Here is an 11,276-nt window from a genome sequence, read left to right as displayed (position 1 = left end):
CTCGCTCCGGTCACGGTAAGGTGATAGTGAACAGCTTGGCGAGAACGAACCAGGCCAGACTAGGGGCGACGATGGCATTGACCACGACGATGGTAAGCGCCTTTTTCGTCCAATCATGCAGATAGAGCAGTGACATCAGAAGAACGAAAACCATCGATACCAGCAGGAAGCCATAGCCTGTGTAGGGGAACATATCGCCCACCACGGCCATGAAGTAAAAATACGCCGCAATCAAGGCGAGCGTGCCGAAGAAGCGGAAATTATCCCTGGCCTCACCAATAATGGGCATGGTGCGCTCTCCCCGTTTCACTGCGGCCATGAAAGGAGCTACCTTCGTCACCAGAATCAGGGCAAAGAGACCCGCCATGATCCAGTGGATTATCCTAGGGAAGAACAGGTGGGAGGTCTCGAAATCGATTGAGACACTTAGCAGAGTTGAAAGACCTGATTCCATAACGGCTCCGGGCATTAGCAGCAGACACCCTGCTTACTATTGTTCTTTCTATAGCGGTTCTATAGCGGCTCACGCATGGGTGAGGCACCGGCCGCCTACATAGCAGGTGCCACACCTTTTACTTGATGTTATTGATGATTTCTTCGTAGCGAGCCATTTTATCGGAAAGATACTCAGAGGCTTCATCAGAAGGCTTGAAGTTAGGGATAAAGAAGGCGTTTTTCTGAATTTCCTGTATTTCACCCTCTTCGTAGATCTCCGCTAGCGCTTCATCGATTTGCTCAACAATCGCCGGATCCATGTCTTTGTTGTAGAGGAAGAAGAACTCTTTATCGAACGTGAAGCTCTCGTCCTCTCCCATGGTGACGTGCACGTTCGGCTCTACATACTCCAGCAGCTGCTCGCGAGATGTCTGCCCAAGCCCCTCTTCCGGCGCCTGTTCAATGGTGTCTTGACGGGCCGTTAACCAGACAAAACGCATCGCTTTTTGGTCATCTTCAGGTAACCGCGTGTACTGCTCGTTAGCCTGCACGGTGCCATTAATCACGTCAGCTTGACCGTCAAACAGTTGCTGGTTTTTGTCGGATTGAGAGCCGGTGTTAACAGCGACCAGGTTCTCTTCCTGCCCGGGATGCTCAATGGCGATGGCATTTTTCAGGGCACTGAAACCAATCTCAGAGACGCCACCTGGCTGGATTGCAACACGCACGGTGTCACCATTGCCTACGGCAGCGATGATGTCGTCGAGAGTTTCGTAAGGCGAGTCTTTAGGCACCAGGTAGGCATTGCCGGGGTTGATGGCAATGGTCGGGCCAATGGTATACTTCTCAAAAATATCGTCGTAGCCCTCAACGCCATATAGATGACCAAGGTAGGACTGATCGTGGAAGATCATCAGCGTATTGCCGCGCGAGTCCCGGTCGAGGGTGCGAAAAGCAGAGCTTGCGCCCACCGCATCCACCTTCATGTTGAGATCCAGCTTTTCAGCTAGGTGATCCACGACAATGGTAGAGTTTTGATAAGTGTCTCCACCGGTGGACGTTGAGCCGATAACCACGCGAATATTACCGCGCAACGGGCCATCCTGGGCCATTGCCACACCAGAGCTGATGCTCAACGTTGCCATCAGCGCTGCGGATCCGACACTTGTCACTGTTTTTTTAGCAATGATCATACTTTCACCTCTTTCGCTCGTTGTTCAATTGTTTTGGCTTATTGAGTGATGAGTGGCGTACTACTCAGTCATTTATGAGGACTTAACGCGATCAATCAGCTTTTTAAGCTCCTGACACTCCTCTTGGGTTGGCATTGTCAGCGGCGCGCGAACACTGCCTGCGGGACGGCCAACAATCTCTGCGCCTGCTTTGATCAGGCTAACGGCATAGCCCGCTTTTCGATCCCTGAGGTCTACGAAAGGAATAAAAAAGTCGTTAGTGATCTGTTTCACAACGTCTTTATTACCTTTACGCAACTCCTTGTAGAACTTCACTGCCATCTCCGGCACGAAGTTGAAAACAGCCGATGAGTAGGTATTTACGCCAATGGAGACATAGGCCTCGGCAAAAATTTCAGCCGTGGGAACGCCGCCGATATACACCAAACGGTCACCCACAGTTTTGACGATTTTGTTGAGCGCCTGAATATCGCCTTTGCCATCTTTTAGCCCCACCAAGTTAGGACACTGGTCGGCGAGCTGCTGAACAGAATGAGCATTCAAGATGCCATTACCGCGGTTGTAATAAATCACGTTGACTGACGTGGCATCACAAATCTGGCGGGCATACTCCACCAAGCCATCCTGCGGGCACTCGGTAAGGTATGGCGGCATCAGTAGAATGCCGTCAGCGCCCGCCTCTTCGGCCGCTTTTGCAAAGGCCTTGCCGGCTTCAACGCTTAAGCCCGCGCTGGCAATAACGGGCAAGCGACCGTCGATTACTTCGACAGCGACGCGAACAATCTCGCGATACTCATCCAGCGAAAGACTGAAAAACTCGCCAGTACCACCCGCGACGAAGACCGCCGAGATCTCGTGGCTGATAAACCACTCAAGCCGCTTGCGGTAGCTCGCTTCATCGAAACGACCTTGACTATCGAAATCGGTAATCGGGAACGATAGCAGGCCATCGCCGATGGCTTTTGTTACTTCTTGTCTTGAAAACGTCACTTTGCGCCCTCTTTAAAATGTGTTGACCACTGAATGAGCAGACATCATTAGCTAGCCAACAACCTTATGTCATACATCATACAACCTAGAAGATAAGTATCCTGCTCCCAGGGTGCAAGCAGAACTATCGAAATTTAAACCAAAGTAGCAGCCATACTCTGTAAACCTGTTGAGAGATAAAGTGCATTTAACTAGTCACCTGCAAGCTCACAAACAGAGCGCCATAGCATGTCATCGATAACAATCGGCCTCTCTCCATATCGCTGTTCAGCGGTCGACTCGCCTGGCCAGCGCACTGAGCGCCCCGGCTCGGCAGGCGTGGTGGTGGCTAGATGAGACTGAATGCCTTCGACAATGCTATCGCAAGCTTCGCGGCCGCCGAATTGCTCAGGGTCAAACACCATATACACTTGGCTGCAACCGCCACCACTGCCGCGCTGAACCTTATCAATGGCATGGCTAGGACGCCCTTGAGCGAGCAGTGCTGCTAACGCATCTAGTAGAATCGACAACCCAGAACCTTTCCAGTACCCGGTCGGCAGCAAGCGACGCGTCGTAGCGATCGCTTCAGGATCACGGCTCAACGCTCCACGCTCATCAAAACCACCGTCAACGGGCAATTGCTCGCCCTTCAACTGAGTCGTCTGTAGCTTCCCATAGGAGAACTGAGACATTGCCATATCAAGCACCAGAGGCCCGGTGCTATGCGGTACGGCCATCACCAACGGATTATTGCCAATCGATTGGGAAGCACCACCCCAGGCAGGCATGCACGACTCGGTATTGGTCCACATAATCGTAGCGAACCCCTGCTCAACCGCATGCCAACCATAGCTTCCGCCCCGCATCCAGTGGGTTGTATCACGTAACGCCACCAGCCCCATACCGTGTTCACGCGCAAGTGCAATGGCCCGTTCTGTGGCATGGAGTGCGTTGACCACGCCTATTCCAAAACCTCCATCCAGCACCTCAATCGCCCCCAGTCGCTGAACAAGGCTTGGCTTAGCGTCGATATCGACCCAGCCTTTCCCGACGTACTCAATGAAACGCGGAACCCGCCCGATACCATGCGAATACACGCCGTCGCGGGTACTTTCAGCATGGATTCGCGCGCAGGTCTCAGCATCAGCGGGCTTTAGCCCCGCCTTCAATAGTGATTTTTCAATCGTACTTCGCAACGTCTCAAAATCGATGTTAGCCATCACTTACCCCCACCATTAAAAAAGCCCACTCCGCGAGTGGGCTTCAACACCCCAGCCGCCTCGAATGGCGGTCATGGACTTCAAGCAGCGCCAGATGCCGTGCTTTGCTGTCGAGTACGGTAGTTCTGCCACAGTGTCAGCGCCAGCAACCCTAAGGCGATGACTAAAAAGGTAACGCTGATGGGCCGGGTGAAAAACGGTGTCCAATCACCACCGAAGGTCTGCAGCCCCCGCCTCAGGTTAGATTCCGCTATCGGCCCCAGAATTAAACCCAGTATTACCGGAGCGGTTCCAAAGCCATATCGATTGAGAAAATAGCCGAGCAACCCAAAAGCCAGCATTATGTAGAGGTTAAACACATCCCCATCAACGCCATAAACACCGATAAAACAAAAAACAATGATAGCCGATATCAACTGTTTTCTTGGCACTAGCAGTACACGAACAAACAGCTTGATGCCTAAACACATGATGATAAGCATGAAGAAGTTAGCGACTAAGTACGCTAAAAATATCCCGTAAATAATGCCGCTCTGGTTTTCAAATAGCATCGGCCCTGGTGTAACGCCTTGAATCATCAAACCACCCAACAGAACGGCCGTCGCGGCCTCGCCAGGGATGCCCAGCGCAAGCGTCGGAATTAACGCCCCACCTAACAACGCATTGTTCGCGCTCTCAACAGAGACAATGCCAGCACCATGACCCTTACCAAACTTTTCAGGTGTTTTAGAAAAGCGACGTGCTTGGTCATAGGCTACCAGCGAGGCGATACTGCCCCCAGCGCCAGGCACTGGGCCCACGACAGATCCAGACACGATACCGACGAGAAGGGCACGCCAATTGCGCAGCGTTTCAATAAACCGCGGGCGTGCAATATCGACCTTATGGGGGGTATTCTGAAGTTTACTGGCGGGGTCATATTCGAAGGCATCTTTCAGCACTTGTGACACAGCGAATAACCCAATCAGCGCCGGTAAAAGGTTAATCCCGGTCAATAAAGAAAGCTGCCCAAACGTAAAACGGTCGACCCCCGCAATAGGATCGGTACCGATGGTAGAGCAAAAGAAACCTATCAGGCCTGCAATCAAACCTTTAAGGAGGGACTTGCCCGCAACAGAAGCAATAATGACTAGCCCGAAAATGCTCAGCGAAAAATACTCCGCAGCACCAAATCGCAATGCAAATTCAGCGATGGGTGGTGCGAGAAGACTTAACACCACCATACTAGCGACACCGCCAAAGAAAGAGGCAACAATTGCCAACCCCAGGGCTCTCCCCGCTTCCCCTTTTTGAGCCATTGGGAAGCCGTCGAACGTCGTCGCGACCGAGGATGGCGTCCCTGGAATATTCAGCAATATGGCGGGTATCGAGCCACTGGCACCAGCGCCACACAGGGTACCCAGCAGCATACCAATACCCATCACAGGCGGCATTCCAAAGGTTACCGGCAATAATAGCGCTATCGCCATCGCCGACGTTAAGCCAGGCAGTACCCCCATGATGATGCCAAGGAAGGTTCCCCCAGCGATTGCCAGTAATGTTCCGAACTGAAAGACTAACCCCAAACCTTCCATATATCCCATCAGCATCTCACTTCTCCTTCATCAATCCGGTAGCGGGATATTGAACAGTTCGGTAAATACATAATAAATAACCAATGACAATACGACCGAGAAAATTATATAAGCTGCCAAGTTTCGCAGTTTACGGCTATTGCTTAACTTCTTGAATTCACCGCTAACTACAACAAGGAAAACGACATTAAAGAAGCAAAACAGCGCTGTGCTTACGAGATACCCCAACCGCTCGAACAAATTGATATAAACAATAATCAAAGCCACGATGGTCAGCCACTGCAGTGCGCCTTTCTTCGAAGCAGTGGCATTAAGGTTTGTTTCGGCTTTACTCACTCGCCTTGCAACAAGCCATTCGTAAGAATCACGTATTAAGCAGGGCACGGCACATACAAAAACCAAGCCAGAAATCAGTTTTGGAAAAGAAGCGGGGGAAAGCCCCCCCGCCATGCTGACTGCTGGCAGCGTAGTGGCCATATAAAACCCAATTGCCGATGCCACCACAAGAAACAGATCAAAGATCGGTTTACCTATATCCGTTGCCATCAGTCCCTAACTCCTTATTTTATTTAGCAGCTAAGTCGCCAGCACTTTGTTTCATTATTTCCGCCGATTCGGCGATAAACGCCTCTAGCTCGTCTCCATACAGCGGTACAATATCCAAGCCCAGATTCGAGGCGGTCTCTTCGAAGGAACCTTCTTCTACAATTTCTTTAATGGCATTGACCCACGCTTCCTTAGCTTCTTCCGGGAGGCCATCAGGCCCCGCGATACCACGCCATACTGTCAAAGACAGGTTGTAGCCTTCCTCTTGGAAAGTTGGGACATCGGGCAGCGACTCGCTACGCTCACTGTAGGACATACCAAGGGCTTTCAAACGACCTGACTCCAGAGCCGAGCGAAGTTCTGCCCCACCTAGCACCACGGCATCCACGTGCCCTCCCATAGCAGCGGCGATAGTCTCAGAGCCACCAGGATAGGGAATAAAGTTAAAATCGACTTCAGCGGTATCAGCAAACGCCACCGCGGCAATGTGAGCGGAGGATCCTACACCCGAAACGCCAACTTGCACCGAGGTGCCTTCCTTCGCAGCCTCGACCATAGCGTCCAAGTCGGCGTATTCACTGTCTTCACCAACAGCGATGACATAGGGCTCTTCAAGAATTTTGGCGACAAAATCAAAATCTTCGTGGGTAAAGTCGACATTGCCCAACGCCTCCAAGGTCAGCAAGGCATTACTGGCGGCAGCCAAGGTATAGCCATCTGCCTCTGATGCCTGAGCACGCGTCAGCCCCACAGCGCCGCCGCCGCCCGAGATATTGCGGATAACCAAGTTGGTATCGAGCTTTTCTTCCAGTAGCGGCTGTAGTGCGCGAACGAAGGTATCGTTACCGCCGCCGGCTGAGAAGGGCACGATCATGTCGATGTTTTTCTCAGGATATTCGGCAAATGCACCGGTGCTGGCCAGCATCGCTGACGCAACAGATAAATTGAGTACTATTTTATTCATTGTAATGTCCTTCTTTGTCACATTTAGGGTATTTGCTCAGCGCACCAACGCTGGTTTTTTCGGATCAAACTTCCAGTCATCTATCAAATACTGCATTGCCATCGCATCATCCCGAGCTCCAGCAGGCAGTGAACGATAGAGCCTGTTAGCCTCTTCAATGGCCTTCATGTCGATCTCTACACCCAGCCCCGGCGCATCGGTGACGGCCACTTTGCCACCCACAACCTCCGGCGGGTTGTGAGTCAGACGAGCGTCGCCCTCCTGCCATATCCAGTGGGTATCAAGCGCAGTTGTACGCCCCACGGCGGCAGCCCCCACCTGGGCGAACATGGCAAGCGAAATATCGAAATGATTGTTGGAGTGCGAGCCCCAGGTCATACCATGATCCTGGCAAAGCTGAGAGACTCGTACAGCACCGGAAAGTGTCCAGAAGTGAGGGTCGGCTAATGGAATATCGACTGAGCGCAGCATCAGCGCGTGGGCCATTTCCCGCCAGTTGGTGGCTACCATGTTGGTGGCAACAGGCAACCCGGTGGCATGGCGAAACTCAGCTAAAATCTCGCGACCGGAGAAGCCTTGTTCCGCCCCGCAAGGATCCTCTGCGTAGGCAATCACTCCGTGGAGATCCTTGCACAGCCAGATCGCCTCTTCGAGCGACCAAGCACCGTTAGGGTCAATGGTCGTGCGCGCCTCCGGAAACGTATTGTGCAGCGCCGTGACGGCCGCTATTTCTTGCTCGCCAGCCAGAGCACCGCCCTTTAACTTAAAGTCTTTAAAGCCGTATCGATCATGCGCCGCCTGAGCTAGCTCAACAATGTGTTGAGGGGTCATGGCCGCCTCGTCGCGCAAACGGTACCAGTCGTGATTCAAGCCCCCGGTGCCACGGCGGAAATCCAGAGGCGTAGCATGTCCATCACCGATAAAGAATAAGTATCCCAGCACGTCAACGCTGTCACGCTGCTTGCCGTTGCCTAGCAGCTCTGCCACCGGCACTCCCAGAAACTTACCCATCAAATCAAGTAATGCCGCTTCAAGCGCGGCAACTGCATTGATGCGTAGCTCAAATGTCCAGGATCCTTTACCGAAATCTTCAAAATCGGCACTCCGCCCGGCATTGTGTAACGACGCGATTATGGAGCGCATTTTTCCGATCGACTGACCGACTACCATCTCTCGCGACTGCTCAAGAGACGTTTGAATCGTTTCGCCACCGGGGGCTTCACCCACCCCTACATTACCGTGGCTATCTTTGAGGATAACCAGGTTGCGGGTAAAATACGGCGAGTGCGCTCCACCGATATTGAGCAACATGCTATCGCGCCCTGCCACGGGAATGACCTGCATATCGGTTATCGTGGGAGTGTCGTGACTCGACATAAACAATTCTCCATTAGGCGGTGTCAGCGCGCAGATCAGGATCCCGCTCATTGCCGCATTTAAAAAACGAAGGTGGGCAAACACAGCCCTTGTTGGTCAATCAAAGACTTTTAAACTCAAACCCACTCTTCGTTGCTTGGCATAGGCGATCCAATTATTCAGACCAATATGTCATACATCATACAAACAAGAAGATAAGTAGCATGACTTTCAGACGCAAGCTGCAGTGGTGAAAATTAAACCAAAGTAGCACTTACCAGCCTGAGGGCCAGCGGTGGATCAATCACCTCTTAAAAATACTAATCGACTGATTTATTTGTTTTATATATCAATCACATAGCCTGGCTTAAACAGCTCTGGCGTAAACTCATAAGGATATCCGCCGGGGTTGGCAATGACACGCGTGCCATTACGCAGAATATCTACGGGCTCGTGAACATGTCCATGAACCCATATATCCATCTTGCCCATGAGATGAGGCAGATTGGAAGCAAAGGCGGGTGAAAGCGCATCACCTAAATATTGTTCAGGGATGCAGTCGTGCAGCGGGGCGTGGTGGCTAACCACCACTTTCGGGCCGTCAAAAGGTTGGGAAAGTTCGCCTTCAAGCCAAGCGAGTGCTTCAGCGTGCACCTGCTGACTTGCCTGAGGTGTGAGCGTTACCCCGGGCGAAGTTTGAGCGATTTTAAAATCGGGCATGTAGCGTAGCGCCTTGGACTCCGTATCAGCGGGATCTTGAGTTGGATCACCGGCGTATAGCGCAAAATCAGTCCATAGCGTAGTTCCGTAAAAACGTGTGCCGTTGAGGGTAATGGCACGATTATCCAGCAGTTCAATGTCGAGCCGCTCGGCTTCGAGAGCCAGCTCATCACGTAGCAGCGGCATGCAGGTACCGTAGAACTCATGGTTGCCTGGTACATAGATAATCGGCGTGTCTGGAAACTGGTGGCGCGCCCAGGCAAGCCCTTCGCTCTTACGGTGAATATCCCCCGCCAGAACCACTACATCGGCCTCCACCTCAGGCAGCTCGCGGTTGCCGTCAAAAAATTCCAGGTGTAGATCAGACAAAATACGCAAACGCATAGGGCTCTCCATAGCAAATACCTAATTAAGTACCCTAACCAATCCTACTCAGCCTAAGACACTTTGTCGCACAACGACGGTGTTATACCAAGAAATGCTGCACCGCAACAAAAATAGACTATAATGGAGGTGTCGTCCCAATAGGAGGACCGCACAATGACTGTTTTAATAACCCCCCCTGCACGCGATAATGAAGTTCTAGAGTTCTGGAGCTTGAATGCTCAGTGGCATCGTGCCGCAGTCGAAGCGCTGAAAGCCTATTTAGGCTAATTCAGGTGCTTTTGCACCCTTTTAGACCAAAGATAGTCACCGAAGCCGGAATATTTTCCGGCTTTTTTATGACTATGAAAACCTTTTCCATTCAAAGACCTAATATCGTCATAAAGCCATTTGTAAGCCATGGCTTACGAAAAATGGCAAATCACCTACATCGTTAGGACTAGCCCTTCGCAAATAAAGCTCTTAATATCTCACCACAGCTGCATTGCTGCTTTGCACAACACAAGCTGTGTACAACATGCGCTTTTTACGGCATGAGCTTTTACAACATTATTTTTACAACAAGGTCTCAACACATTCTCTGATCCCCTGAAAGAGGAATAAACGCCATGCAACACTTAGTCACCCCAGCACAAGCGTTCGAAGCTGATGTTATGGAAGTGTGGGCGCAACGCGCTCAGCAGCAGCGTGCGGCACTTGACGCTATTAAGGCTTACTTGCGTTAAATATAGAGAACCAGCATGCAGTTTCAGCTCCATACAACGCCTCGCTTACACGAGGCGTTTTTTTAGACTTACAACCAGCTGATTTGGCAAGCTCGGCTTTCAATTAAGCGACGCTCCTCGTAAAGATAAATCGCTTTAAGAGTCTCAATCGCTACGGCTAATAAAACTTTAAAAAATTTAAAGCGGCAGCAATTAGCGCAATGTCTAGCCAAGCATTGACTTTAATTGCAACGCTTCGTTGTTCACTGTCAATCCCTATAAGCTAATTTGCGATAAGGTATGGAGTTACATGTAGAATTAGTCTAATATTAATTCGGCTAATAAAGGCGCAATACACAACGTGCAGACTTTTCTTGTTATGCACGCACATTGACGAAGGAACGGACGATGCAAACACCTTTTTTGGTTCGCAAAACATCTTATGCATTAGGTTTAGCGGTGACTCTCGCTCTTAGCGGCTGTCAATCCGGCGCTGATCTTGGCGGCCTAATGTCTGCGGGCTCCAGTTTCGCTGGCGCTGCCACGATGTCAGATCAGCAAATGCAACAACTTGGCGATCAAACCATTGCTCAGCTTGATTCCCAAAACCGCCTTGTTGCAGACGATAGCCAGTATGCACAACGTTTAGCGAAGCTAACCCAAGGCTTGGAAACCGTCGACGGCCATACGCTTGACTACAACGTTTATCATTTAGACGAAGTTAATGCTTTTGCGGTACCCAACGGCTCCATTCGGCTGCATAGCGGGCTGATGGATGAAATGACCGACGATGAAGTGCGCTACGTTATTGCCCACGAGATCGGCCACGTGGCGTTAGGGCACTCCAAGCGTGCTTTCCAGGTTGCCTATGCGGCTTCCGCTGCACGTGAAGCCGCGGCTGCCAGCGGCAGCAACACCGCTGCGGCACTATCAAGCTCTGAACTTGGTGACTTGGGCGAAAAGCTTGTCAATGCTCAGTTCTCGCAACGCCAAGAGAATGAAGCTGATGACTATGCCATTGAGCTAATGCAGCGCCACGATTTGAATGCAGAGGCTTCCGTTGCAGCCCTGCGCAAACTTGAAGCCAAATACGGCAACAACAGCAGCGTCTTCTCCAGCCACCCAGCAGCGGGTGACCGTGCAGAGCGCCTAGAAGCTTCGTTCCAGTAAGATTAAGCCCCGCTGGTACTCCTGCCAAGTTAACCAAG

The 11,276-nt window shown here is 51.4% G+C and carries 10 protein-coding genes; 1 reads left to right on the top strand and 9 read right to left on the bottom strand.

Going from position 1 to position 11,276, the window contains the following annotated elements:
* Positions 1-10: 10 nt before the first annotated feature.
* The 9 genes from ACFIOZ_RS04985 to ACFIOZ_RS04945 all read right to left on the bottom strand — a co-directional run bounded on the left by ACFIOZ_RS04985 (position 11) and on the right by ACFIOZ_RS04945 (position 9,364).
* Positions 11-454 carry a tripartite tricarboxylate transporter TctB family protein gene (locus ACFIOZ_RS04985; protein ID WP_386082593.1) on the bottom strand — a complete coding sequence of 148 codons (444 nt, stop codon included), beginning with the start codon at positions 452-454 and terminating at the stop codon, positions 11-13.
* Between the two features lie 118 nt (positions 455-572).
* Entirely contained in the window at positions 573-1,628 is a 1,056-nt protein-coding gene (locus ACFIOZ_RS04980) for an ABC transporter substrate-binding protein (protein ID WP_386082592.1), read from the bottom strand.
* Between the two features lie 72 nt (positions 1,629-1,700).
* The gene (gene kdgD / locus ACFIOZ_RS04975) at positions 1,701-2,618 is read right to left on the bottom strand and encodes a 5-dehydro-4-deoxyglucarate dehydratase (RefSeq protein ID WP_386082591.1); all 918 of its coding nucleotides are present in this window, start codon (positions 2,616-2,618) and stop codon (positions 1,701-1,703) included.
* A 191-nt stretch (positions 2,619-2,809) separates the two neighbouring features.
* Positions 2,810-3,820, bottom strand: coding sequence for a 3-dehydro-L-gulonate 2-dehydrogenase (yiaK, locus tag ACFIOZ_RS04970; protein ID WP_386082590.1), 1,011 nt, complete (start codon positions 3,818-3,820; stop codon positions 2,810-2,812).
* Positions 3,821-3,900: 80 nt separating this feature from the next.
* Positions 3,901-5,409 (bottom strand): tripartite tricarboxylate transporter permease, encoded by a 1,509-nt coding sequence (locus ACFIOZ_RS04965; RefSeq protein ID WP_386082589.1) that lies wholly within the window; start codon positions 5,407-5,409, stop codon positions 3,901-3,903.
* Positions 5,410-5,424: 15 nt separating this feature from the next.
* Complete coding sequence (locus ACFIOZ_RS04960) at positions 5,425-5,940, bottom strand: tripartite tricarboxylate transporter TctB family protein (protein ID WP_386082588.1); 516 nt, start codon at positions 5,938-5,940, stop codon at positions 5,425-5,427.
* Positions 5,941-5,959: 19 nt separating this feature from the next.
* Positions 5,960-6,904, bottom strand: coding sequence for a tripartite tricarboxylate transporter substrate binding protein (locus ACFIOZ_RS04955; protein ID WP_386082587.1), 945 nt, complete (start codon positions 6,902-6,904; stop codon positions 5,960-5,962).
* A gap of 36 nt (positions 6,905-6,940) precedes the next feature.
* Entirely contained in the window at positions 6,941-8,281 is a 1,341-nt protein-coding gene (locus ACFIOZ_RS04950; protein WP_386082586.1) for an enolase C-terminal domain-like protein, read from the bottom strand.
* A gap of 321 nt (positions 8,282-8,602) precedes the next feature.
* Positions 8,603-9,364, bottom strand: a complete 762-nt coding sequence (locus tag ACFIOZ_RS04945; protein ID WP_386082585.1) for a metallophosphoesterase — start codon at positions 9,362-9,364, stop codon at positions 8,603-8,605.
* A 1,112-nt stretch (positions 9,365-10,476) separates the two neighbouring features.
* Between ACFIOZ_RS04945 and ACFIOZ_RS04940 the strand changes: the two genes are divergently transcribed.
* Complete coding sequence (locus ACFIOZ_RS04940) at positions 10,477-11,238, top strand: M48 family metalloprotease (protein ID WP_386082584.1); 762 nt, start codon at positions 10,477-10,479, stop codon at positions 11,236-11,238.
* Positions 11,239-11,276: the final 38 nt, after the last annotated feature.

It is taken from the genome of Vreelandella sp. F11, from assembly GCF_042466685.1.
Taxonomy (GTDB): domain Bacteria; phylum Pseudomonadota; class Gammaproteobacteria; order Pseudomonadales; family Halomonadaceae; genus Vreelandella.
Note: the sequence above shows the minus strand (reverse complement) of the source record. Positions and strands in the feature narration are given on the sequence as shown.